We start from the raw sequence: 25,640 nt of genomic DNA on the forward strand, positions 1-25,640 counted from the left end.
GCGCTGTCATTTGCCCTCCTCGGAGTCCTCTTGAGCCATCAGCATGTTGGACTTGGCCAGCACGTAAAGCGCATGAAGATAGGGGCCCTGCTCGGATTCGTCGATCCCAGCAGCGCGGCAAGCGGACCGGACATCAGGATGGTCAGCGAGCGACTGCACCACCACAAGGATAGTACGATTTTTCAGGAACGACAGTTTGCGAGTGCCGAAGTGATACAGTAACGCGCCAAAGGGCTCGGGTCGAATCGCCACCTGTGGGTGTAACCGCCAACCACGGTCAGGGTCAAAGCCGCCAGGCCCACGAGCCTGCGTGGGCACAAGCACGCTCAGTAAACCCCGCACATACCATCAATAGACACCTCTTCAACAAGAACCTCTGTGACAAGCTCGATATCCGCATTGGTCTCGTGGTCCATGTGAATTGCCTCTCGTCAAGGGAACTCGACAACAACAGATCAATATGGTCCTTATCGCTGTTAGAATATGGCATCGAACGCCGAAAAGGAAGAGCGATCTGATGCTACCGCAGTCTTGGGTGGGCCGACGGCGCTCAGCAACACCACACCACATCTCTAGCACGGCTCTCAAGTCATTTGCCACCCAGAGTTTTGGCAACGTGAGCGTCGACGATGTCGTGGAAGCAACGAGAATCGCTTGCCGCACCTTCTTCCGCTACTATGCATTTGAAAATTTCATGCTCTGAGGCTATTTCAACACTATACCTCGCACAGCTACAGAACCTGCTCGACAACATCGGTCCGACAGGTTCCATCGGACGAAGCACTATGCTCAGCGTTGTTGTCCTCCAATACCTTTGACGAGTCCGAGACCGTCCAGCACCGCCAGTGCATATGGGTCGTAGAACCGAAGTCCTATTCGAGGACGATGTACGCTGGCTGGCATGAGGTGATCACCGGGGTCGCAACCTGCCGGCTGAGTGTCCGTCAGGACAACCGACCTACTGCCCCAGACAGTCGCCTGGACGATGCGTAGGTCGCGGCACTACCGGACTACCAGCATTGACTGACTGGCGAGCCGATGCCGTTGGCCGAAGTACTCGCGAGCGTGTTCGATGTAGTTGGCATCGGACTAGCAAGACTCAATTCGTGAGCGAGCACTTGCTACACACACGGCGGTCGCAGGGTCGATGAGGTCGACCGAGCCGCCTGGTACTGACCGGTGGATTGCTGCACCTGGCTGGTCAAGAGGGACACCGATTCGCATTGCTGGTAAGGCTTTTCGAGATCGGAGCCACCGTCGAACTGAACCTGCGGGCAGACCACTATCGTTATCGCTATGGCAGCAACCAGTGGGGTCCGATTGACACGCTGGCGACCATGCGACAACGCATAGCATGGCGAACTGTCGCCGGCAGGTTAAGGTGCGTACTTTAGATATGAAGTGGTTATGGCACTGCGACTTTCGATATCACTAGCCCCGGCGGAGAAATGACGGTGTTGAGCTACTTCTGTCCCGACCAGAGCGCGCGGCTGCAACGGCTGCGCGGCGCCATCGTGGCCGGCAGGAGGTTCCCGACGTGGCTGACACGCCAAACAGCAGCCCGAAGCGATCGCCAGCCTGCCCCACGTTGACCATGCTGTGGAATTCGATCACCTGGCAGTGTTTGTCCGACGATGAACGGGTCGCGATTCGCTACGGCACCGACACCATAGTCAGACAAGCCGATAACCGCTCACCGCTGGTGCACTTTACCCTCGAGCCGGCATGGCAACGGTGCTGATGATAAATCAAATTCCTCATGCACAACCACAGCTAGCCGGGTAACGAATATCAGATCCTGGGTGAATGCCATTCGCACAGCCCACCGATGCACTGACAATAGCGCCCTGAAAACACACAGTAGCTTTGTTATTCCAGCATTTCTGAGATGGATGTGACCGCAGTAATTTTGGAGTGAACCTTCATGACCTTGCTCGGCATCCCGCCACCAACCACGCCAACCTGTACCCTGTCGCGTTCGTAATAGGCCAGGAATTTGCGGCCGTCGTCCTCGACGCTATGGATAATATCGGTGGCATGCAGCCCCCAGACATTTGGATCTTGACGTCATGTTTAGTCGCTCCAGAAATACCGGACGACCACGCCTGCTGGCGCGTCGCACCCCAGCATCGCAAGCGCCACAACCCGGGTCTAGCCTGCAACATTGCTCTAAATGTTTTACACGCGCTGGCACGTCCAACCTCGTCGCAACTAACACCATTATCGACCTCAATGTTGCTGTCGTCTAGCCATTCGATCGCCGGTCGTGACCCGATCCTGACAACCACCAGATTAGTCGGTACTTCTGTGCCGTCGATGAACAACACCGTGTCACCATACTGGTCACCACGCACCTCGGCGCCACTCCGAGACCAGTTCTCACGTCTACGTTCTCGACGTAATGTAGCCATACTGCCAGCTCGCCGTCGAGCACTGATGCCAACAGTGTCGGCTGCAGCCCAACCAACAGCACATCCACCCCAAGGCCGCGCAGACCGGCCATCACCTCACGGCCGTAAAGCCGGCACCGACAACCACGGCGCGCCAAGCTGTGGACGCGTACTCGCGCAGTGCCAGACTCGCATCAAAGGACCGCATCACCCGAATATCTTCGATATTCAGGGGGACACTCGAATGCGCCGCAAGACTAAGCCTGTCGCGATAACGAGCTCATTATAGCTGAGTGCCGTCCCATCTGTTCAATGTCACCGTCTGCTGATGGGTGTCGAGGCTGGTCGCAGCCGAACCCAGCCTCAGAGTGATATCTTTCTCGTTGTACCACTCACGTGGTTTGAGGATGGCATCGCCGACCTCCTTGTGTAGCGCCTCCTTGAAGAGCGGCGGCCGGTCATACCGGATATGTATCTCGTCGTTTACTCTAGATTAGAGGATCGGTGGAGTCGGCCATGCGCTGTTGCTCGGCGGTTCGTGTGGCAATAACCCTCGCCGATAACCACAATGCCCTATGTCTCCGGTCAGTATCTCAAGGTTCCCTTGTCAATGGGAATCTGCGTGCCAGACAGCGTTTCCAAACCGTCACCAGCTAGCCAAACGACAACATCGGATATCTCTCATCGGGAATCATAAAACCCTTGGACTACAACGGCATTAGCGGAAAGCTATGGATACAACTGGGATGCCCAGCGAATATCTCCACCGTCGCCTTCGGCTCGATCATCGGGGTGTCGACCGAGTAGGGATGGAGTTGACCCGGATTCCGAATCCACCAAGCTCAATCGCTAACGTGTTGGTAAGCGCCACCAGTCCGTGTTTACTCGCCACATAGTGGCCGTTACCCGGGGTAACCTTCAAGCCGGCCGATGAGCTGACGATCACAATGGAACCTCCGTTACCGACCTCAACCATCGCGGGCACCGTGGCACGCAAGGTTCCAGTTAAGTTGATCCCGATGACAATTTCCCATGTGTTCATCGGTGCGTTGCTCAAACCGGCTCCGGCTTAGCACACCGGCGTTGGCCACCCGGATGTCGAGCCGGCCGAACTGTTCGACGCCGTTGGTCACCAGTTGCCGCAGTGCCGCATCGTCGCGGATGTCGACCTTGCGGACCAGCACCTTGCGGCCCTCAATGTCTACCGCGCGGGCAGTCTCGTTGAGATCTTCACGGCTGGCAGATAAGTGAAGCTGCTGGATATCGTGGCGCAGATATCAAGCGCGATGATGTCGGCATCTTCACGGGCGAGAGCCGCACCGCATGCGAACGTCCCTGGGCACGAGCGGCGCCACTGACAAATGCTACCCGTCCCTGTAATGATCCAGCCTGCGTTGCCAGGTCACCCACTTTGCCGTCCCTTTCGCTGCCCCTTCGCCGCCTGACAGGCTAACAACGAAACTGAAACGTATTCTAGTTTACCCTGGTTGGTCAGATTTATAGAGACGGTCTGAACCCGTCTATTGTTGCATTCCTTGATCGGTGAACGAACCGCTGGCGCCAAGTGTCTTAAGTTCCTGCAGGCGCTGCGCGATCGACAGTTGCGACAGCGAAGTTGCCAGTGCCTGCTGTTCGGCCGCTTGGTGCACCACCGCTTGAATCTGCTGACGCAAATCCCGGATTTAACCGGATATCAACCGTACGGTTGAGCGGAACATTGTTTCGCCAAGATCTCCACCAGTGGGCCGGCTTTCCCACCTCACGTCGTAGGTTGATTGTCTTCGCCCACGATGAACTGTGCGATCACCAGTCCACTGACCAAAAAGCTTCGCTCCTAGTCGATTCGGTATTCTTGAGTAGTCGGGTTAACCAGGACGACGAGCTTGCGTGCAGTGAGGTCGCCCAGTTGGGTAAAGCTGGGATCGCTTGGCCTTGATTATCAAACGGCAAAAACCCGGATCCTGAGATATGCAGGTTCACCTTTACCGCGAGTTGCTCGTTGATCCGAGTTCCTGTATCAGTGAACCCAGTGATCTAGTCCAGCGCAAACATCCCGTACTACTCAAGCTCAGCTGTTTTATCGGCCGACTTAGCCCTGTAGTTGGTAAACGCTAGCGCGATCAGCACGTCAGCGACGATGACAAACAGGCCAACATAAAAACGTCCACTGCAGCAGGCTGGCTAATCCCAGGGCGAAGTAGATGACCAGAAAGATTTGGCCCGACCAAGATGCCGCAGAACAAAACCAATAACTGTGTCTTCAGGATAACGTGCCAACACGTACCGGTTCCTCACCCTCACGAAGAAGTTAATGGCAAATTAACGCTAGCACGACTGTCTTAAGCGGCATAAAAGCAAAGCCTGAACTGCTGATTTCAGCAGTTCAGGCTTTGCGCTAGCAAAAACTTACTTGATGATCTTGACGACCCGACCAGCGCCAACGGTACGGCCACCCTCGCGGATCGCAAAACGCAGACCCTCGTCCATGGCGACAGGCTGGATCAGTTTCACCGAGATGTTGGTGCTGTCACCAGGCATCACCATCTCGGTACCTTCCGGCAACGTCACCACACCAGTCACGTCAGTAGTGCGGAAGTAGAACTGCGGACGATAGTTGTTAAAGAACGGCGTGTGCCGGCCGCCCTCGTCCTTGGACAGGATGTAGACTTGGGCCTCGAACTCAGTGTGCGGCGTGGTGGTACCGGGCTTAATGACGACCTGGCCACGCTCGACATCCTCGCGCTTAATACCACGCAGCAGTAGACCAACGTTGTCACCGGCTTGACCTTGGTCGAGTAACTTGCGGAACATCTCCACGCCGGTAACGGTGGTCTTGGTAGTCGTCGAGCGGATCCCGACGATCTCAACTTCCTCGTTCACACCGACTACACCACGCTCCACACGACCGGTGACCACGGTGCCACGACCGGTGATAGTGAAGACGTCCTCGACAGGCATCAAGAACGGTTTGTCGGTCTCGCGGACTGGATCCGGGATCGACTCGTCGACAGCATCCATCAACTGCGCGACGGACTCAACCCACTTGGCGTCACCCTCGAGCGCCTTCAATGCCGAAACCCGCACAACCGGGGCGTCCTCGTCGAACTCCTGAGCAACCAGCAACTCGCGGACCTCCATCTCAACAAGTTCGAGCAGTTCCTCATCATCCACGGCGTCGGACTTGTTCAGTGCGACCAGGATATAGGGAACACCCACCTGACGGGCGAGCAGTACGTGCTCACGGGTCTGCGGCATCGGGCCGTCGGTGGCGGCCACCACTAGAATCGCGCCGTCCATCTGGGCCGCGCCGGTGATCATGTTCTTGATGTAGTCAGCGTGCCCCGGGGCATCAACGTGAGCGTAGTGACGCTTTTCGGTCTGGTACTCCACGTGGGAGATATTGATGGTGATACCGCGCTGACGCTCCTCGGGCGCGTTGTCGATCTGCTCGAAGGCGCGTGACTCATTCAAGTCGGGGAACTTATCATGCAGAACCTTAGTAATAGCCGCGGTCAGGGTGGTCTTGCCGTGGTCAACATGACCGATGGTCCCGATGTTGACGTGCGGCTTCGTCCGCTCGAACTTCGCCTTCGCCACTTCTGTGTCCTCCTGGACTTGTTGGTGCTTGTAAAAAGCAATGTTGGTAATTTCAGTTATGCCGTGGTAGTGACCGCGTCAGCATACTCACAGGCTTTTACCGATGCTCGGCTCCTACTCGCCCGTCACCTTCGCGATGATCTCCTTTGACACGTTCGCCGGCACTTCGGAGTACGAGTCAAACACCATGGAGTAATTCGCCCGGCCTTGTGTCTTGGACCGCAGATCTCCGACATAGCCAAACATCTCCGAGAGTGGCACGTGTGCCCTCACGACGCGTGCGCCGGCGCGCTCCTCCATAGCTTGAATCTGGCCACGGCGAGAGTTCAGGTCACCGATCACGTCGCCCATATAGTCTTCGGGTGTGGTGACCTCAACGGCCATGATCGGTTCCAGTATCACCGGCTGTGCTTGCGCGGCAGCCTTTTTCAACACCTGCGAACCAGCAATCTTGAATGCCATTTCCGACGAGTCGACGTCGTGGTACGCACCGTCGAGCAGGGTGACCTTCAGGTTCACCAGCGGGTAGCCAGCCAGCACACCATACTGCATGGCGTCTTGTGCACCGGTGTCCACCGACGGGATGTACTCGCGCGGGATGCGGCCACCGGTAACCTTGTTCTCGAACTCGTAGGTCGCACCGTCCTCGCCGCCAGTAAACGGTTCGAGTTTGATGATGACCTTGGCAAACTGGCCCGAGCCACCGGTCTGTTTCTTGTGAGTGTATTCGACGGTCTCCACGACCCGCCTGATGGTTTCCTTGTAGGCCACCTGCGGCTTGCCGACGTTGGCCTCGACCTTAAACTCACGGCGCATCCGGTCGACCAGGATGTCCAGATGCAACTCGCCCATCCCACCGATCACGGTCTGGCCAGTTTCGGAGTCCAGGTGCACCTTGAAGGTCGGGTCCTCTTCCGCGAGCTTCTGGATCGACAGCGACAGCTTCTCTTGATCACTCTTGGTTTTCGGCTCAATGGCCACTTCGATCACCGGGTCGGGGAAAGTCATAGACTCGAGCACGATCTGGTTGTTCGGATCGGCCAGCGTGTCGCCGGTGGTGGTGTCTTTGAGGCCGATCACAGCATAGATATGACCGGCTGAAGCGGTCTCCACCGGATTTTCCTTGTTGGAGTGCATCTGGAACAGCTTGCCCAGACGCTCCTTCTTACCCTTGGTCGCGTTGATTACTTGGCTGCCGGAATCAACCTTACCCGAATACACCCGGACGTAGGTGAGCTTGCCAAAGAATGCATGCGTCGCCACTTTGAACGCCAGTGCGGAGAATGGTTCGTCAGTCGACGGCTTGCGGACGATCTCCTCGTCCTCTTTGCCCGATGCGTGACCTATAGCCGGTGGCACGTCCAGCGGCGAGGGCAGATAGTCGATGACGGCGTCAAGCATTGGCTGGACGCCTTTGTTCCTGAACGCACTACCACACAACACCGGGTATACTTCCGAACTAATAGCCAGCTTACGAATCGCACCCTTGATCTCTCCGACCGTGAGCTCTTCGCCACCGAGGTATTTTTCCAGCAGTGCCTCGTCGGTTTCCGCGACAGCTTCGAGCAGCTTGGTGCGGTACTCGTTGGCCTTTTCCTGCAAATCAGCCGGTATGTCCACGATGTCGTACTTCTCACCGAGCTTCGTCTCGGCGCTCCACACCTTAGCCTTCATTTCAACCAGGTCGACGACACCTTGAAAGTCCCCCTCGGAGCCGATCGGCAGCTGGATCGGAATGACGTTAGCGCCCAGTCGCTCCTGCATTGTGCAAACCGAAAAGTAAAAGTCAGCACCGATCTTGTCCATCTTGTTGACGAAGCAGATGCGCGGGACGTCGTATTTGTCGGCCTGTCGCCAGACCTGCTCGGATTGTGGCTCAACGCCTTCCTTGCCGTCAAAAACCGCGACGGCGCCATCAAGAACACGGAGCGAACGCTCAACTTCTACAGTGAAATCAACGTGGCCAGGCGTGTCAATAATGTTGATCTGGTTGTCATTCCAGAAACATGTGGTGGCCGCGGAGGTGATGGTAATCCCGCGTTCTTGCTCCTGCTCCATCCAGTCCATGGCAGCTGCACCATCATGCACCTCACCAATCTTATAGTTGATACCGGTATAATAAAGAATACGCTCTGTTGTCGTCGTCTTGCCGGCGTCGATGTGCGCCATGATACCGATGTTGCGGACCCTGGTGAGGTCGGTCAGCACGTCCTTCTGTGCCACAGAAGTCTTCCCACTCTTTCGGTTGCTTGGTTTTAGATGCCAGTCTGCATCGCCAGCTCCTCGCTGACGTCACCGCCTCCGGCGGCACTATCCTTTACCAACGATAGTGCGCAAACGCACGGTTTGCCTCGGCCATCTTGTGGGTATCCTCGCGCCGCTTCACGGAAGCTCCGAGGCCATTGCTGGCATCCAGGATCTCGTTTGCCAGCCGCTCGATCATGGTCTTCTCCCGACGTTGCCGCGAAAAGCCGACGAGCCAACGCAGGGCCAGCGTAGTCGATCGGTCCGGCCGAACCTCAACAGGCACCTGATAGGTCGCACCGCCGACACGACGGCTACGCACTTCAAGAGCGGGCTTAACGTTGTCGAGAGCACGTTTGAGCGTGATAACGGGATCGGTGCCGGTCTTGCCACGGGCGTGCTCGAGCGCACCATAAACAATGCGTTCGGCCAACGATTTCTTCCCCTTCAGCAGAATTTTGTTCACCAGCTGAGTGACCAGTTGCGATCCATAGACCGGGTCGTTGACCAACGGACGCCTGGGTGCAGGCCCCTTGCGTGGCATCAGCTCTTCTCCTTTTTGGCGCCATAGCGGCTACGAGCCTGTTTGCGGTTCTTGACCCCCTGGGTGTCAAGCGAACCGCGAATGATCTTGTAACGCACACCAGGCAGATCTTTCACCCGGCCGCCACGCACCAGCACCATGGAGTGCTCCTGCAGGTTGTGGCCCTCACCGGGGATATACGCCGTGACCTCAACCTGACTTGTCAACTTCACGCGGGCAACCTTGCGAAGCGCCGAGTTTGGCTTCTTCGGAGTAGTGGTGTACACGCGGATGCAAACACCACGACGCTGCGGGCTACCCTTCAGAGCCGCGGTCTTGACCTTGCCGATCTTGTCCCGGCGGCCCTTGCGGACCAGCTGCTGAATGGTTGGCATCTACCGGCTTTCTGTGTTGCGTTTGTTGGCAAGTCTGACTTAGTCCCGCTAGGCCCTACCGCAGTAGCCTGCGATCGGGTGCGTCACATATGGCCCGCCCCGGACCTAATCTGTTGCATCCTGGACATAACAAACTGGCTCTGGTATCACGCCCCCTAAACATTTTAGGCGCTGCAAGCCGCCAGGCATGAGGAATCATAATACCTGCCTCTCCTTGGGCAGGTCAAAGCGACCCTACGACTCAACCCGGAGTGCCCGGCGAGGCCGACGGCGTGCATCCAGGCTCGGGTGCCGCCCAGGCTGCTTGCCGTTGCAAAAGCTCCCGCGATAGTAAACAAGACAGACAAAACCTTACAACGGCGAAGCCGTATCCAAAACTATGCAACTGCAACATGAACGCTTGATGCTTGCAGCGATTTTAACCAAACAAATATACCACTAACAGCATCTCATACGACCGCAAACGTCACAAGAATAAACTCAATAGCCGCACTGACCTGCATGCTGATACTCGCGTTCGAGGCCAGGATGGCGGCGCTGCCACTAAACCACTTGACCGCTGGCGTCATGCCAAGCATGCCGACCACGAAACGCTACTTGGAACGATCAGGCCATCCAACAAATCCCGGGAGTGACCCAGTAGTCGCGAAAGTGCGGTCGACTGGCCCTGGTGCAATAGCCCGACAGTTAAAGCGCTGATCGCTATTAGGATGCCGAACCGGCATTCAAGCAAATTACACATGGACCGTTGCCGCGAAAGCAACAGCAGCGCAACGACAACACGCACCGGGTCGACCACCACGAGAAGTGCTGACAGCAAATACCATAACCATTAGCCAGACCACTTTACGCTACCGGTAAGCCTACTAGACACAAAACACATAACTTAACACGTAAACTCACTATCCCAATTATTGAAACAGCCTCATAGTTTGGGAAGTTATCAGCATTGTAATCGATTGGTTCCCACAAATATGGGATAATCTGAGGTAATTATGCGTACAAACACATAAAGATACTGGTGAGAGGGTTCTTTGACGAAGTCACCAGGCCACGGCCGACAGCATCAAGCCGGCATCACCGTACCTTGCACCGACCCATAGACAAGGCCAGTGTAGGGCACATGCGCATCAACGTTGGTAAACAACAACAGGAACCCGGCAACACCTCAGTCTTTGAACGAAGCAATACATCCAATAGGCTAAAGTGCCCGGCTTTCCAGGTTACGACGAGCGATCAAAGCCCACCTAGGGACAAGATCGCGGGCAAAACGCTACAGCAACGTAGACATGCAGCGATTGATCGTATCCATCCACTACCGCGAACTTTCCTCCGGCCCACGTCTAACCTCGGCACTAGATGTCCCTGTGCGCAACCATTTGCAGCGGAACGTCGACCAACATCGCCTCCTATACAGCAACACTAGTGCGGGGTTGGACGTCAGCGTACAGGAAATACCCTCCAGACCGCAGCACGCACACCATCTCAACAAAAAGCACAAAGACTAAGGTAAGTAAGTCGATAATTAAGTCGAGGATTCGATAATGCCGACTGCATCGATAGATTTGTCGGCGCGAGGCATATCTTGGGCGTCTCCTCGCACGAAATCTAAGCCGGGCAAATGGTGACTTTTTTACAGAGGGTGACACCGGTTGAGTTAAAGTCCATTCCGATAGAGGATGTCGAGTAGAAGGCGCATTAAGTATGCAGCTCCGCCGTCGTGATCGCAACCGAACTCCAGGACCTGTTGGCCATTGGTATCTGCCTGAGTAGCCGTGCGATGGTAGAGCTGGATAGAGCTCCTATTGGGCTCGTAGGAGGCAGCCAATTGCAAAGACATTGGCGAATCCTCCTCGCAACCGAAGTTGAGGAAGATATCGTCCACACCAAGTCAGTAGATGATGAGCGGATAAACTCGCTTCTAATGTAGCTTCTGATGGACCTACTTCCAGTTAGAGCACGCTTTGCAGCATACGGTCCTTACGTGGCATGCCGGAAGCATGGTATAGTAGCAAACTGTTTCTGCCGTCTAGCTCAGCCTATTACCGCTGCAAGATACTACATAGCTCCAAAGCCAGCCGCAACACCATGTCGGAGAACACCGCGTCCGTATCAACGTCATCCATGACGCTGATCATTTCCAACAGCACGAACCCGTGCAGTGCTGGCCAGAGTCTTAACGCTGCATAGTAAAGCTTCCTCACCGTCGAGGCCGTAGTAAAGACAACACCGCGATCAACCGGTGCGGCCATACCCCTCGTCGCAGCGGTGTATTCGGGCTCTTCTCCGCCAAGCGGCATCTGGGGTGAACGCCGAATACCAACCGGGGTGGTGGTGAGCACAGCTACGACATGCGCAAAGCCATGACCAGCACTGCATCATCACGGGCACAACCCTCGTCAACCCTGCTCAGCATTGTGATGATGTCGTCGATGACTCGAATCCACACGGTGCGATACAAATCCTCCACGCTATTAACATGAGTATACCGCGACGGCCCCTTGGTGCCCAGTTAGATCGCCAATGCATTGATGGTCAGCAAGTCCCAGCCCTCCCGGTCCAGGAAGGTCAGTGCGTCATCGATTTCGGTGCACTTCGGATTCAACTAAAAACTCTAGTTGACTAGTTCATCAATAGAGCCGCGACCGGCGCAAAGTGGCGGCACCCGGCCAACGAGCGGGCAAATGCACGTAAGCTCAGTTCAGCAGACACCCTCCACAGCGAAGGGGGCCCACCGTGAAGTGGACAACTGTCGCCAGGTCGCTAGCTACCTGCGTCATGGCGATCGCCACCATTCCTGCTGCTCGACCACCATGCGCACACGCCAAAAACGGCGACACCCATGTCACCGGTGAGGGCATCAAGCAGACTTTGGACTGCAATGAGTCTACCTTGATGGTCAATGGCACGGCTAATTTCGTCACCGCGAAAGGAACCTGCTGGGCGGTTACGTTGATGGGCTCGTCCAACACCGTGATCGCCGAGACCGTGCTCAACGACATCACCGTCTACGGCTGGGACCAGACGGTGTTTTTCCACAACGGCGAACCGTTCATCAAGGACCGCGGTCGCGAACTGGGCATGGTCAACCGACTGCAGCGGGTACCCAGCTGATTCATCACCATGTCGACACCGACCAACACCAACGCCTAGCCCACGGAATCGAGGAACAATGCACGCCCGTATCAATAGCTTATCCGGGCTGGCCATGCTGGCCTTGGCGCTGGCGATCGTACCGACAACTTTCGGACTGACCAGCTGCAACTCCACAGCAAACCCGCCACTAACTGGCCTTTCGACGAAAACCACGAGCAACGCAATAACCACAACGAGCGTCGGAGCCGCACCGACGACAGGGACGACTGGTGGACCCACCACCGCTTCAGTGGAGATCGGCAACACCATTAACTACGGATCTCTTGGAACCACGATCACGTTCGACTGCGGGGATGGCAAATCATTGAACGTGGCCGGCTCAAGCAACACGCTGACCGTCAACGGCACCTGCGCAACGGTGACCATCGGCGGCGCAAATAACAAGATCATCTTCGACAAGATCGATCAACACCTAAGCGTGCTGGGGCTCGACAACACCATCACATATAAAAACGGTGACCCGAAGGTAGACAACATCGGCGCGGGCAACACCATCCACAAGGGCGAATGACCCGCTCGCTCACCTCAGGACCCGTCCTGAACGCCATACCGGCCGTGGCCGGCGCCCGTGGTGAACCGTCTGGCACCTTCAGCGGCCTCCGCCGCGACGCGCGAGATGCTGGTAAACTCGAAGTCAAACGCTGTAGATTCTGGAATCCCCCATTGATGCAGCGCCGACAAACGATCCGATCGCATACATTGCTGTGGAGCATGGCCAGTTGAGCCGCCAGTTCCTCAGGCTGCTTGCCTAGCTTGACCCTTGAGTATGACACGATTGGCCAAGTCGATCGCTAACGCTTCGTTGGCTGCCACCGCGCGGCCGTTGAGAAGCATGTCCATCGCCCAGCTCTGCCCGATTAACCGGGGCAGCCGCACAGTACCGCCATCAATGAGCGGCACTCCCCACCGCCGGCAAAACACCCCGAACACAGCGTCTTCCTCGGCTACCCGCAAATCACACCACACGGCTAACTCCAGACCCCCAGCAACGGCGTAGCCGCTCACTGCAGCAATCACCGGTTTGGACAACAGCAGCCTCGAGGGTCCCATCGACCCGAGCCCTTTCGGATGCACGGCATTAGCTTCAGAAGTACCGAAGTCCTTCAAATCGACTCCTGCGCAAAAGGTTCCGCCATCTTCCCATAACACGGCGACCGATGTGGTGTCGTAGCTGTCAAATTCCTCGAACGCAGCACAGAGGGCGGCCGCCGTCGGGCCGTTTACGGCGTTGCGCGCCGCCGGCCGGTTGAGGAGCACTGTGGTCACCGGGCCTTTGCGCTCGACACGTACCGGATTAGTCATGCCGCCTCCGTGAACTGAGTTGTTTCGCTTCGCCCTGCCAGCTCAGTGGCGAAGTCGTCAATAGGCGTCACGCAGCTGAACGCCTGACCAATCAGTGGGCAGCAGTATCGAGTCAGTAAGCAAGTGGCTTACCATGCGCAAGCATTAAGTATCCGCACCCGGACCGCAACCTCGGGATCCAAGTCCAGGCCGAGGTTGTACAGTCGCATCTATACCCCTTTACTGAATTCGCTGAGACGCTTGTTGTACATGGCATTTTGCAACACTGACCGGCTGTGAGCATCGGTGCCCACGCTGGTTACAGTCAACACCCATGCCACGGCCCCGCATCCCTGGGAGCATCGCGTCGTCCTGGCAGCGGTGGGTTATCAGCAAACGACCAGAGAGCCGATAGCCGTCAGTCGACCAAATTAAGTCGCCTGCAATAACCATACGGGTCAGGACGACCCAAAGCACAAGCTCGTCGATACCGAAATCAACGTTAAGCCTGATCAATCAGCTAGGAGTAGTCCACGCAGTATGAGCACTGCACAACACACTGAGCGCCGCTGATCAGCGCAATCATATCCAGCATAAATACACCTGCGAAACCTGGTGACCGTAGTCACCAAACGGCTCGTCGCGATTTCGCATCGTATCTCAAAATCATACTCGATTGCGTCGGCAACGAAGGCGCGCTCCCTAAGCGTGTGTTACGCGACTCCGTCGAAAACGGTACTGACGATCCTGCTGGTAACCACACCTTGTTTCAGCAGAGCGGAATTGAACGTGAGTTTGACCATGCTCAACTGGTTGATCGGCATCACGACGATACGAACCACCAGCCGTTCGGTGCGCTCGTCGAAATCCTACGGATCCGACGCTTCGACCGCCAGATCCCACTCCGTGGCTTGCACACCAGTGATGCAATCACCATTGAACAGAAGACGTTTGGCGCGCTGGTAACCTAGACGATGAACCCACAGGCCGACAGCGGAAACTCCCATATCCACGTCGGTGGGTAGCCAATTTTGGTATCGGCAGCGGTTATAACCTGGTCAGCGTGCACCTCGATGTCGGTACTGCCGGCCACGCAGTAACCGTGGGTCTTAACAATCGTCGGCTTGTCGGCATATAGCAAGCTAGAGAACCCTTACACGAACCAACTCCATCATTTGGTAGTCGATCGTCAGGTCCCACAGTTGGTTCGCGAAGTGGTTGATAGCCTAGATCTTGCTATCCAGCACGGCACTTTTGTAAGCACTATCGCTGTCCGCCGACGACTGTCCCTTGGCGTAGGCGGACAAGTCGAAGCCGGCGCACAAGTCCTCGCCACGGCCGGATATCAGAATGACATGCACGTTCGGGTCCACGTCGGCACCGTCCACCAAAGCGAACGATTTCAGCGGCGTATCGGCAACCATCGCGTCGCCACTCTCCGGCCGATTGAAGGTTATCAGCCCAACCCGGTCGGCAGCCTCGTAAGTCATGGTTTTCAGGTCGTCGAAGTCTATTGGCCTGGTTGCGTGGATCATTGGCGCCGCTCTCCTCCACAAGCGGAAGGTGCCCTCACTTCATTGCTTCTCTCTGCATTGTCATCGGCGCAAGTTATCGTGATCATCAACCTTTTGCCAAGACATGTTTGAGGATAGATGTTAAATCCGGCCAAATCGGCAGTGCGCCGAACGCCCCGCTCCACTGACCGTCAAGCTGGGTAGCCAAAAACGCCTCGGCAACGACAGGATGCCCGTACCACACCAGCAGTGACCCCTGCAACGCCAGGCAGATGCCCTCAGCAACCTCGCGAGCGCGGTACTATAGAGTTTCAACGTCAGCCAGTTGTGGCGACAACCTCTTAACCTGGACGTCCAGCCGAGGATCCTGACTTACGGATCCAGCCAATTCACCGTGTAGCACCTCGACCCGAATGTGTCGAGGTGCTACCCTACGGGAGGTATTTAGTGCGCCGACGTTGCCTGAACCCTCCTAAATGCCAACCAGCATCGCCTCGCAATACAGTCGCTGTATCCCGAAATCTTCCACGTATCCGTTGCCGTCCAAACATTCCAGCGTTTCGCTAGAACGCAGGGTGAGGCAGCTTACACATCTAATAGCCATACCGAGGCGACGCAATAGCACATCTGCCTCGTTTTCGTGCACCGCCTTGTCGGTAAATACCGACCATCCGTATCGCTGCCATTGTAGCAGCTTCAACCTCGACGGCCAGGTCGTCAGCACGGCGCGTATCAATGACTGATCAACCAGTTTAAGCACCGAATGCCTTTAGATGCTGGGCGTGATGGATAGCGTGGATCAGGCCAGTGCACACATTGTTAGTGCTGGCCAGCGCTGCAGGCTAACCGGGTGAGGTTAACAATCTGGATCCTGGTCTGGCCCCCGCGTCCCTCTTGACCGACCAACCAGGCAGTGGCACCGTCGTATTCAACTGCACTCGAGGCGTTGGCATAGCTACCGAGCTTGTCCTTGAATTCGCTTCAAAAACACCCAACTGGGTGCCATCGGGGAGCATCCACAGCAACATAAAACACGACAATCCGACTGGTGCCCTGCGCAAGCGCCAGGAAAATGTCGCACATTGGCATCGAGGTGAACCCACTTGTATCCCCTAAAGCTGTACATGCTATCGCCGTTTGCAGTCGCCCAGGTAAGGCCGGCGCGGCGTGTATACCGTGGGAAATCGCCGTACGCATCAGCTCGCGGTAGGCCAGGTCGTATTCCACCTCATCGGCATGGCACGTAGCCCTATCGGTGGTGGGTATGCAGGACAGGCCAGTTGTGGTCGGCAAACTCGCCCCAATACTGGGCTTCCCGTTTGGCAGAATCCACCCTAACCTACATTTACCTTCTCAAGGCCCTATTGACCACCCTCGCCGATTAGGGTCTCGATTAGCGCTGAGGCAATCGTCAGTCCACAGTCTGTCGGCAGAAAAACCTGGTTGATGACTACAATCTGTGTCTGACATGCAACTAACATTACATTTCTTCGACAATTGCACAAGACATATACCACTCGTACCGGAATGCTTGGCGGAGAGAGCCAATAGTGCGCGCCAACGTGTACGATGAAACGCTGCCGCCACGCAACAAGCTTTAGCCACTGGTCTTTTCTCGCAAGAACGCGATGTCGTCTTTACGGCCTTCCTCGGCGGTTTCGCAGATCACCGGCACACCCGCTGCTTTGACGACTGCTACAAGCAATCTGACATCGATCTGGCCACTACCCAAGTTGGCGTGACGATCGCGACCCGAGCCCGCTTCATCCTTGGAATCATTACAGTGCACCAGGTCAATCCGGCCGGTGATGGCCTTGATGCGATCCACGGCATGGATCAGCCCCTCGCCAGCCGCCCATGCGTGACAGGTGTCCAGACAGAAACCAATCCCCGTATAGCCGATGGCATCCCAGAGTCGGGCAATAGTATCAAATCGGCGAGCCATCGCGTGGTCACCGCCGGCTGTGTTTTCAATATACACTGGAACGTCAGTTTGCAGTTGGTCGAGTGCTTTACGCCAGCGTTGGAAACCATCCTTGAAGTCATTGTCGTCGGCGGCGTGCCCACCGTGCACGATCACAGCAGCAGCACCAATATCGGCGGCCGCATCGCAAGTCTGCTGCAGGATTTTCCGCGATGGGATCCGCACGCGGTTATTCGCTGACGCGACGTTGATCAAGTAGGGAGCGTGCACATACACCGGCAGAGCCGCAGCTTTCAACACAGCAGCATCGCTACGCGGCTTGGGCGCCTTCCAGCTCTGCGGATTACCGAGGAAAATCTGCACTACGTCAGCACCTTCGGCCTCCGCTGCGGCAAGCGGATCGGTTGGGCTGACATGCGAACCGATAAACACGCCACCCAGCTTAGCGAGGGATACCAACGTCCAGCGATGCCGTCAAGATGTGACCACAGCTGTCTCATCTGCTACGGGAACAATCTCAGCGCTCACACCGCAGAGAAGCAAGCCGCCCCTGCCTGCTTCTGGGACGTCGTGCACGTTCACCCGTCTGCAACAAGCAGGCAACCAATAGCCAATTTGCGAATTCAATATTACCGGCACTATTAGATTCGCAAATCGACTGGCGGTTTCCGACTGGTGCTGAGGTGACAGATACGGGGACACAACGCAAGAGCTCCGGGCCAAACCTGAGGCTCTTGCGTTACCGACTAACGGTAATCGCTGTAGCCATAGTCATCCAGCGGAACGGCAGCACCAGTGGCCTGGCCGAAATCTGGGCTGTAGTACTGATCCTCGTAGGATGGGATCGTATACGCCGCGGCACAAGCCTCCTCGGTGGGCTGCACCGCGATATTGCGGTACCGATTGATACCGGTGCCAGCCGGGATTAACTTACCGATGATCACATTCTCCTTCAGACCGTCGAGCTTGTCGCTGCGGCAGTTGATCGCCGCATCGGTCAGCACCCGCGTGGTCTCCTGGAACGATGCCGCACTCAACCACGAGTCAGTTGCCAACGACGCCTTCGTGATACCCATCAGTACCGGACGGCCAGCGGCAGGCTCGCCACCCTCAGCCACTACCCGGCGGTTCTCTGACTCGAACTCCGCACGGTCGATCAGCGAACCGGGCAGGGATTCCGTCGAACCCGAATCAATGATGGTAACCCGGCGCAGCATCTGGCGAACAATCACCTCGATGTGCTTGTCGTGGATCGACACACCCTGGGCACGATAGACCTCCTGAACCTCACGGACCAGGTGGATCTGCACTTCACGCGGGCCCTGCACGCGCAGCACCTCGTGCGGGTCGGCGGAGCCTTCCATCAGCTGCTGACCAACCTCGACGTGGTCACCGTCAGAGAGCACCCGCTCGGAACCATCTTCGTGCTTGAACACCCGCAGTCGTTGCCGCTTGGACAGCTTGTCGTAGACAACTTTTTCACCACCATCGTCGGGAACGATAATGATCTTGTAGAAGCGTTCGCCGTCCTCGAGGTGGACGCGCCCAGTGACGTCAGCGATCGGCGCCTTGCCCCGCGGCACGCGTGCCTCGAACAGCTCCTGAACCCGGGGCAGACCGCCGGTGATGTCCTCACCGACACCACCCTGGTGGAAAGTCCGCATGGTCAACTGCGTGCCGGGTTCACCGATGGACTGAGCCGCAACGATGCCGACGGCCTCACCGATGTCGACCAGCTTGCCGGTGGCCATAGACCGCCCGTAGCACATCGCACACACACCGGTACCGGTAGTGCAGGTCAGCACAGAGCGCACTTTGACTTGCGTTATACCCGCCGCCAACAGGGCATCGATTTCAGGGTCACCCAGGTCCTCACCGCGCGCAACAATAACGTTGCCGGCTTCGTCAACCGCGTCAATGCCCAGAGTCCTTGCGTACGCCGAGGTTTCGATATATGGGTCGCGAATCAGGCCGCCGTCGGACGTATGCTCGGCCAGTTCGACGATGATACCTCGCTCGGTCTGGCAATCGTGTTCGCGGACGATGACGTCCTGGCTCACGTCCACCAGACGACGGGTCAGATACCCCGAGTCAGCAGTACGCAACGCAGTGTCCGCCAAGCCCTTTCGAGCACCGTGTGTATTGATGAAGTACTCCAAAACGGTCAGGCCTTCGCGGAACGACGACTTGACCGGACGCGGAATGAACTCACCCTTCGGGTTGGTCACCAAACCCTTCATGCCAGCCAACGTCCGGGTCTGGGTGAAGTTACCCGTGGCACCGGAATCGACAATTGTGATGATCGGATTGTCGACCGGGTAGTGGTCCCGTAGCGCCTGACCGACTTCGTCGGTGGCTTCCTTCCAGATTTCCACCAGCGCCTCGTTGCGCTCGTCATGGTTCAAAGCGCCACGCTGAAACTGCTTTTCGACCTTGTCCGCACGGTCCTCGTAGCGGTCAAGAATCTCCTTCTTGCGCGGTGGCACCAACACGTCCGCCATGGACACCGTGACACCGCTGCGGGTCGCCCAGTAGAAACCGGCGTCCTTAAGCTTGTCGACGGTCTGCGCAACCACGATCATCGGGTAACGCTCGGCTAGGTCATTAATGATGGCAGCCTGCACCTTCTTGTGCATCTGCTTGTTCACAAACGGATACCCAAGCGGCAGTAACTCATTGAACATCACACGACCCAACGTGGTGTCAGCCATCCAGGCATCGCCCGGCTGCCAACCGTTGGTGCCGAACCGCTCAGCCTCGATATCAGCCGGCGGACGCAGCTGGGTTAACCGCACTTTGACCTTGGCTCGTACCGAAAGTACCCCGCGGTCTACCGCCATGATCGCTTCGGCCGGTGAAGAGTACACACCCGACTCTGGGCGATCCCTGATGGCCGGCTGGTAGGCGCCGGTGTCTCCGTCGACCGCGGTGGTTAAATAGTACAGTCCGGTAACCATATCCAGTCGCGGCATAGCCAACGGGCGACCAGAAGCAGGCGAGAGGACGTTGTTACTCGACAGCATCAGAATACGGGCCTCGGCTTGTGCCTCAGCGCTCAGCGGCAGATGTACCGCCATTTGGTCACCATCGAAGTCGGCGTTAAACGCCTCACAAACTAGCGGGTGCAACTGAATAGCCTTGCCCTCTACAAGCATTGGTTCGAAAGCCTGGATACCCAACCGGTGCAGAGTAGGTGCACGGTTCAACAACACCGGATGCTCAGCGATGACCTCCTCGAGCACATCCCACACCTGGGGCCGCTGCCGCTCCACCATGCGCTTAGCGCTCTTGATGTTTTGCGCGTGGTTGAGGTCAACCAGCCGCTTCATCACGAACGGCTTAAACAACTCCAGTGCCATCAGTTTGGGCAGCCCACACTGGTGCAGCTTGAGCTGCGGGCCGACCACGATGACGCTGCGGCCCGAATAGTCGACACGCTTACCGAGCAGGTTCTGCCGGAACCGGCCCTGCTTGCCCTTGAGCAGATCAGACAGCGACTTGAGTGGACGGTTACCCGGCCCGGTAACAGGTCTTCCCCGGCGGCCATTGTCGAACAGCGCGTCCACGGACTCCTGCAGCATCCGCTTCTCGTTATTGACGATGATCTCAGGCGCACCCAGATCGATGAGCCTTTTCAGCCGGTTGTTGCGGTTAATCACCCGGCGGTACAGGTCGTTCAGATCGGACGTGGCAAACCGGCCACCGTCGAGCTGCACCATCGGACGCAACTCCGGCGGGATGACCGGAACAGAGTCGAGCACCATGCCCATGGGCGAGTTGCCTGACTGCTGGAAGGCAGCGACCACCTTCAGTCGCTTTAAAGCGCGAAGCTTCTTTTGCCCCTTGCCATTTCGAATCACTTCGCGCAACGACTCGGCCTCAGCCTCAATGTCGAAGTTCTGCATCAGTTTCTGAATTGACTCCGCGCCCATGGCGCCAGTGAAGTACTCGCCATAGCGGTCGACCAGCTCACGGTAGAGGTTCTCGTCAACGATCAGCTGCTTGGGAGCTAGCTTGATGAAGGTGTTCCAGATATCTTCCAGCCTGTCCAGCTCACGCTGCGCGCGCTCGCGGAGCTGGCGCATCTCGCGCTCACCGCTATCCCGGACCTTGCGTCTGGCGTCCGCCTTGGCGCCTTCGGCCTCCAGCTCAGCCAGGTCAGCCTCTAGCTTCTGAGCACGAGCTTCCAGGTCAGCGTCGCGCTGGCCCTCAACGGCCTTACGCTCCACCAGCATTTCAGCCTCAAGCGTCGACAGCTCGTTGTGCCGCATCTCCTCGTCAACCGTGGTGATCACGTACGCGGCGAAGTAGATGATCTTCTCAAGGTCCTTCGGGGCCAAATCGAGCAAATAGCCCAGGCGCGAAGGCACACCCTTGAAGTACCAGATATGCGTGACCGGTGCGGCCAGCTCGATGTGACCCATCCGCTCACGACGCACCTTGGCGCGAGTTACCTCGACACCACAGCGTTCGCAGATGATGCCTTTGAAACGCACGCGCTTGTATTTGCCACAGTAACACTCCCAATCGCGAGTTGGTCCGAAGATCTTCTCGCAAAACAGGCCGTCCTTCTCCGGCTTGAGCGTGCGGTAGTTGATGGTCTCTGGCTTCTTCACCTCGCCGTAGGACCACTGACGGATGTCTTCCGCGGTAGCCAGGCCGATACGGAGTTCATCGAAGAAGTTGACGTCTAGCACGTAACTCCCTTTCCCCTTGCGGGTGTAGTGACAACAATGCCAAGTCCGCTAAGCCAGATCTTCTACGGACGCAGATTCGTTGCGGGACAGGTTAATCCCGAGGTTTGCTGCTGCACGCTCGAGGTCCTCATCCTCACCTTCGCGCAGCTCGATCGCCGCACCGTCAGACGACAGCACCTCCACGTTGAGGCACAGCGACTGCAGCTCCTTGAGCAGCACCTTGAACGACTCTGGGATCCCCGGCTCTGGGATGTTCTCGCCCTTGACGATCGCCTCGTACACTTTGACCCGACCGACGGTATCGTCGGACTTGATGGTCAACAGCTCCTGCAACGTGTAAGCTGCGCCGTAGGCCTGCATGGCCCAGCACTCCATCTCACCGAATCGCTGACCACCGAATTGCGCCTTACCCCCCAAAGGTTGCTGGGTGATCATTGAGTATGGGCCGGTGGAGCGGGCGTGGATCTTGTCATCTACTAAGTGGTGCAGCTTCATGATGTACATGTAGCCAACCGTCACTGGATACGGGAAAGGCTCACCACTGCGTCCATCAAAGAGCACCGCCTTGCCGTCGCCGCCCACCATAACGTCGCCGTCGCGGTTGGGCAACGTCGAGGAAAGCAGACCCTGCAACTCCTCTTCCTTGGCACCGTCAAACACCGGGGTCGACACGATCTGGTTGGGCTCGGCGTGCAGCAATTCCTCAGGCAAGTTGGCCGCCCAATCTGGCATACCGCTGGTCACGTCGATCTTCCAACCAGACTTGGCCACCCACCCAAGGTGGGTTTCCAGGATCTGACCGATGTTCATCCGTCGCGGCACCCCATGAGTGTTGAGGATGATGTCCACCGAAGTGCCGTCCGGCAGGAACGGCATGTCCTCGGCGGGCAGGATCTTGCCGATCACACCCTTATTGCCGTGCCGCCCAGCCAGCTTGTCACCATCGGAGATCTTGCGCTTCTGAGCGACGTAGACCCGGACCAACTCATTGACGCCGGCGGGCAATTCGTCATCATCCTCGCGGGAGAACACCCGAATGCCGATCACCTTGCCGGATTCACCGTGCGGCACCTTCAGCGATGTATCACGGACCTCGCGGGCCTTTTCGCCGAAAATCGCCCGTAGCAACCGCTCTTCCGGTGTCAATTCGGTCTCCCCCTTCGGGGTGACCTTGCCGACCAAGATGTCGCCGTCACGAACTTCAGCACCGATCCGGACGATGCCCCGCTCATCCAAGTCGGCGAGCACCTCATCGGAAACATTCGGGATGTCCCGGGTGATCTCCTCAGCGCCGAGCTTGGTATCGCGGGCGTCGATCTCATGCTCTTCGATGTGAATCGAGGTGAGCACGTCCTCTTCAACCAAGCGGTTGGAAAGGATAATCGCGTCCTCGTAGTTGTGACCCTCCCATGGCATGATCGCCACCAACAGGTTCTTGCCCAACGCCATTTCACCGTTCTCGGTGCACGGACCGTCAGCAATGACCTGACCGGCCTCAACCCGGTCCCCCGCATCCACAATCGGGGACTGGTTTGCGCAGGTGCCATGGTTGGACCGCGCGAACTTACGCATCCGGTAGGTCCGCCGGGTGCCATCGTCGACCATCACGGTGATGTAGTCAGCGGAGACCTCCTCGATAACCCCGGACTTCTCGGCGACGACTACGTCGCCAGCATCGATCGCGGCGCGCAACTCCATGCCGGTGCCCACCAGCGGTGCCTCGCTGCGCACCAACGGAACCGCCTGGCGCTGCATGTTGGCACCCATCAGGGCACGGTTGGCGTCGTCGTGCTCGAGGAACGGGATCATCGCGGTGGCCACCGACACCATCTGGCGTGGTGAGACGTCCATATAGTCCACCTCGGACGAGGGAACGTACTCGACCTCGCCCCCCTTGCGGCGGACCAGGACGCGCGGCTCGAAGAATCGGCCATCCTTGCCGATCGGCGAGTTGGCCTGTGCCACGACGTGGCGGTCTTCCTCGTCGGCAGTCAGGTATTCGATCTCGTCGCTGACCACACCGTCAACCACCTTGCGGTACGGCGTCTCGATAAATCCAAACGGGTTGACCCGTGCGTACACCGACAGCGAACCGATCAGGCCGATGTTAGGCCCCTCCGGGGTCTCGATCGGGCACATCCGGCCGTAGTGCGACGGGTGCACGTCACGAACCTCTAACCCGGCCCGCTCACGCGACAGGCCACCGGGACCCAGCGCCGACAGGCGACGCTTATGGGTCAGACCCGACAACGGGTTGTTCTGGTCCATAAACTGAGAGAGCTGGCTGGTACCGAAAAACTCCTTGATCGCAGCGACCACCGGCCGAATGTTGATCAGGGTCTGGGGCGTGATCGCCTCGACGTCCTGGGTCGTCATCCGCTCCCGGACGACGCGCTCCATCCTGGACATGCCGACGCGGATCTGGTTCTGGATCAACTCACCGACCGTACGCAGCCGGCGGTTGCCAAAGTGGTCGATGTCGTCCGTTTCCACCGGCACCTCGACGCCACCGAGAACGGTCATCGTCGACTGACCCTCATGCAGGCGGACCAGGTATTCTATGGTGGCGACAACGTCCTGCTCGGTCAGTGTGGTTAAGGACAACTCGGTCGACTTGCCGATCAACCCGAGCTTCTTGTTGACCTTGTAACGACCAACCCTGGCCAGATCGTAGCGCTTCTCCTTGAAGAACAGGTTCTCCAACAGCGTCTGAGCAGACTCCTTGGTCGGTGGCTCGCCCGGGCGTAACTTACGGTAGATGTCCAGCAGCGCTTCATCGGTGCTGACGGTGTTGTCCTTCTCTAGCGTCGACATCATGATCTCGGAAAAACCGAAACGTTCGGTGATCTGCTCGCCGGTCCAACCCAACGCCTTGAGCAGCACCGTGACGGGTTGCCGGCGCTTGCGGTCGATGCGCACACCCACGGTGTCGCGTTTGTCGACATCGAATTCTAGCCAAGCACCGCGACTGGGAATCACCTTGACGCTGTGCAGCGTCTTCTCGGTCGACTTGTCGATGGTCTCGTCGAAGTACACGCCAGGCGAGCGCACCAGCTGGCTAACGACGACACGCTCGGTCCCGTTGATGATGAAGGTGCCCTTCTCGGTCATCATCGGGAAGTCGCCCATAAACACCGTCTGGCTCTTGATCTCACCGGTGTTGTTGTTGATGAACTCGGCCGTGACAAACAATGGGGCCGCGTACGTCATGTCCTTGTCTTTGCACTCATCGACGGGCGCCTTGACTTCGTCGAACCGGGGATCGGAGAAAGACAGCAACATTGAGCCAGAGAAGTCCTCAATTGGCGACAGCTCATAGAGCACCTCTTCGAGACCACCCACCGGCTTGAGATCGCCGCGGCTGGCGGCCGCTGCACGCCAACGCGGCGATCCGATCAACCACTCGAACGAATCAGTCTGCACGTCCAGCAACCCCGGAACCTCAAGCGGTTCGCGGAGCTTGGCAAATGAAACTCGGTTGGGTGCTCCGGGCACGGAGTTATTGGACGAATTTTGGGGGCGACTCTGGTTAGGACTAACTTCTGTCTTGCTCTGGCCGAAATCTGGCAAGATGCATCCTTCCAGCACCTCATGCGGTTCGACGTGAACCCCAGAAAGCTGGCGTCCGCCGGTTTGCCGCGATAATTGTGTTAGTTTGGCCGACGAACGCTCCAAACCCAGAGCTCACGCACACAACCTAAATAGCTAAGCCACGAAGAGGGCTCGAGCTAAGACCACGGTGTCAAGTAGCGGGTGAGATGGGCAGGAAGTAGCCAGCGCAAAGTCTAACAATAGCGTAGGACGGCGCATTCCTCAACTACCCAATAACAACCAAGCCCACCGGGCATCGGCGCTGGCTGGCATATCGACTTTCCCGTGGACAGATGCTGCCCAACAGATTGACCCGTTTAGGCTCCGC

Annotated in this window: 12 protein-coding genes and 10 pseudogenes; 5 read left to right on the top strand and 17 right to left on the bottom strand. The window is 57.5% G+C overall.

What is annotated here, in order from left to right; translation table 11 throughout:
• Positions 1-6 precede the first annotated feature (6 nt).
• Together mftB and mftA are read right to left on the bottom strand one after the other, a co-directional pair.
• Positions 7-324: a mycofactocin biosynthesis chaperone MftB gene (gene mftB / locus MUBE_RS04460; protein WP_116539648.1), complete on the bottom strand. Its 318-nt coding sequence runs from the start codon at positions 322-324 to the stop codon at positions 7-9.
• A 2-nt stretch (positions 325-326) separates the two neighbouring features.
• Positions 327-416 carry a mycofactocin precursor MftA gene (gene mftA / locus MUBE_RS04465; protein ID WP_116539649.1) on the bottom strand — a complete coding sequence of 30 codons (90 nt, stop codon included), beginning with the start codon at positions 414-416 and terminating at the stop codon, positions 327-329.
• A gap of 101 nt (positions 417-517) precedes the next feature.
• Here mftA and MUBE_RS17145 point away from each other — a divergent pair.
• The 3 genes and pseudogenes from MUBE_RS17145 (at position 518) to MUBE_RS15510 (ending at position 1,741) form a co-directional block, all read left to right on the top strand.
• Positions 518-1,110, top strand: a pseudogene (locus MUBE_RS17145) (acyl-CoA-like ligand-binding transcription factor).
• Positions 1,111-1,223: 113 nt separating this feature from the next.
• Positions 1,224-1,592, top strand: a pseudogene (locus MUBE_RS19900) (DUF2332 family protein).
• Positions 1,538-1,741 carry a hypothetical protein gene (locus tag MUBE_RS15510; protein WP_165849699.1) on the top strand — a complete coding sequence of 68 codons (204 nt, stop codon included), beginning with the start codon at positions 1,538-1,540 and terminating at the stop codon, positions 1,739-1,741. The pseudogene MUBE_RS19900 and the gene MUBE_RS15510 overlap by 55 nt, the downstream one beginning before the upstream one ends.
• 128 nt (positions 1,742-1,869) lie before the next feature.
• Here MUBE_RS15510 and MUBE_RS04485 read toward each other — a convergent pair.
• From MUBE_RS04485 to MUBE_RS04530, 8 genes and pseudogenes are all read right to left on the bottom strand, one after another.
• A pseudogene (locus MUBE_RS04485) lies at positions 1,870-2,960 on the bottom strand (NAD(P)/FAD-dependent oxidoreductase).
• A 15-nt stretch (positions 2,961-2,975) separates the two neighbouring features.
• A pseudogene (locus tag MUBE_RS04490) lies at positions 2,976-3,791 on the bottom strand (mycofactocin-coupled SDR family oxidoreductase).
• 119 nt (positions 3,792-3,910) lie between these two features.
• Positions 3,911-4,670 (bottom strand): annotated as a pseudogene (locus tag MUBE_RS04495) (SHOCT domain-containing protein).
• 126 nt (positions 4,671-4,796) lie between these two features.
• Positions 4,797-5,987 (bottom strand): elongation factor Tu, encoded by a 1,191-nt coding sequence (gene tuf, locus MUBE_RS04500; protein WP_116539652.1) that lies wholly within the window; start codon positions 5,985-5,987, stop codon positions 4,797-4,799.
• A 114-nt stretch (positions 5,988-6,101) separates the two neighbouring features.
• Positions 6,102-8,210 carry an elongation factor G gene (gene fusA, locus MUBE_RS04505; RefSeq protein WP_116539653.1) on the bottom strand — a complete coding sequence of 703 codons (2,109 nt, stop codon included), beginning with the start codon at positions 8,208-8,210 and terminating at the stop codon, positions 6,102-6,104.
• Positions 8,211-8,304: 94 nt separating this feature from the next.
• Complete coding sequence (rpsG, locus tag MUBE_RS04510) at positions 8,305-8,775, bottom strand: 30S ribosomal protein S7 (RefSeq protein ID WP_116539654.1); 471 nt, start codon at positions 8,773-8,775, stop codon at positions 8,305-8,307.
• Entirely contained in the window at positions 8,775-9,149 is a 375-nt protein-coding gene (rpsL, locus tag MUBE_RS04515) for a 30S ribosomal protein S12 (RefSeq protein WP_116539655.1), read from the bottom strand. The genes rpsG and rpsL overlap by 1 nt, the downstream gene beginning before the upstream one ends.
• A 2,042-nt stretch (positions 9,150-11,191) precedes the next feature.
• A pseudogene (locus MUBE_RS04530) lies at positions 11,192-11,754 on the bottom strand (TetR/AcrR family transcriptional regulator).
• 131 nt (positions 11,755-11,885) lie between these two features.
• On the opposite strand from MUBE_RS04530, the gene MUBE_RS04535 reads away from it, so the two are divergent.
• Positions 11,886-12,263 carry a DUF3060 domain-containing protein gene (locus tag MUBE_RS04535; protein WP_116539658.1) on the top strand — a complete coding sequence of 126 codons (378 nt, stop codon included), beginning with the start codon at positions 11,886-11,888 and terminating at the stop codon, positions 12,261-12,263.
• A gap of 94 nt (positions 12,264-12,357) precedes the next feature.
• Entirely contained in the window at positions 12,358-12,816 is a 459-nt protein-coding gene (locus MUBE_RS04540) for a DUF3060 domain-containing protein (RefSeq protein WP_243632865.1), read from the top strand.
• Between the two features lie 14 nt (positions 12,817-12,830).
• Here the strand turns inward: MUBE_RS04540 and MUBE_RS04545 are convergent.
• From MUBE_RS04545 to rpoB, 7 genes and pseudogenes are all read right to left on the bottom strand, one after another.
• A pseudogene (locus tag MUBE_RS04545) lies at positions 12,831-13,607 on the bottom strand (crotonase/enoyl-CoA hydratase family protein).
• A pseudogene (locus MUBE_RS17150) lies at positions 13,604-14,144 on the bottom strand (PaaX domain-containing protein, C- domain protein). Before MUBE_RS17150 ends, MUBE_RS04545 begins: the two co-directional pseudogenes overlap by 4 nt.
• A 24-nt stretch (positions 14,145-14,168) precedes the next feature.
• Positions 14,169-15,121: pseudogene (locus MUBE_RS04555) on the bottom strand (crotonase/enoyl-CoA hydratase family protein).
• Between the two features lie 85 nt (positions 15,122-15,206).
• Positions 15,207-16,570 (bottom strand): annotated as a pseudogene (locus MUBE_RS19905) (acyl-CoA dehydrogenase family protein).
• Between the two features lie 127 nt (positions 16,571-16,697).
• Positions 16,698-17,456, bottom strand: a complete 759-nt coding sequence (locus MUBE_RS04565; protein ID WP_116539660.1) for a deoxyribonuclease IV — start codon at positions 17,454-17,456, stop codon at positions 16,698-16,700.
• A gap of 314 nt (positions 17,457-17,770) precedes the next feature.
• Positions 17,771-21,721, bottom strand: a complete 3,951-nt coding sequence (locus MUBE_RS04570; protein ID WP_116539661.1) for a DNA-directed RNA polymerase subunit beta' — start codon at positions 21,719-21,721, stop codon at positions 17,771-17,773.
• 48 nt (positions 21,722-21,769) lie between these two features.
• Positions 21,770-25,291, bottom strand: coding sequence for a DNA-directed RNA polymerase subunit beta (gene rpoB / locus MUBE_RS04575; RefSeq protein WP_116539800.1), 3,522 nt, complete (start codon positions 25,289-25,291; stop codon positions 21,770-21,772).
• Positions 25,292-25,640: the final 349 nt, after the last annotated feature.

Origin of the sequence: Mycobacterium uberis (genome assembly GCF_003408705.1) — a bacterium.
Taxonomy (GTDB): Bacteria; Actinomycetota; Actinomycetes; order Mycobacteriales; family Mycobacteriaceae; genus Mycobacterium; species Mycobacterium uberis.

Coding starts and splice junctions, on each gene's coding strand:
- mftA (WP_116539649.1), bottom strand. CDS start 416: ATGGACCACGAGACCAATGCGGATATCGAGCTTGTCACAGAGGTTCTT.
- rpsG (WP_116539654.1), bottom strand. CDS start 8,775: ATGCCACGCAAGGGGCCTGCACCCAGGCGTCCGTTGGTCAACGACCCG.
- rpsL (WP_116539655.1), bottom strand. CDS start 9,149: ATGCCAACCATTCAGCAGCTGGTCCGCAAGGGCCGCCGGGACAAGATC.
- MUBE_RS04540 (WP_243632865.1), top strand. CDS start 12,358: ATGCTGGCCTTGGCGCTGGCGATCGTACCGACAACTTTCGGACTGACC.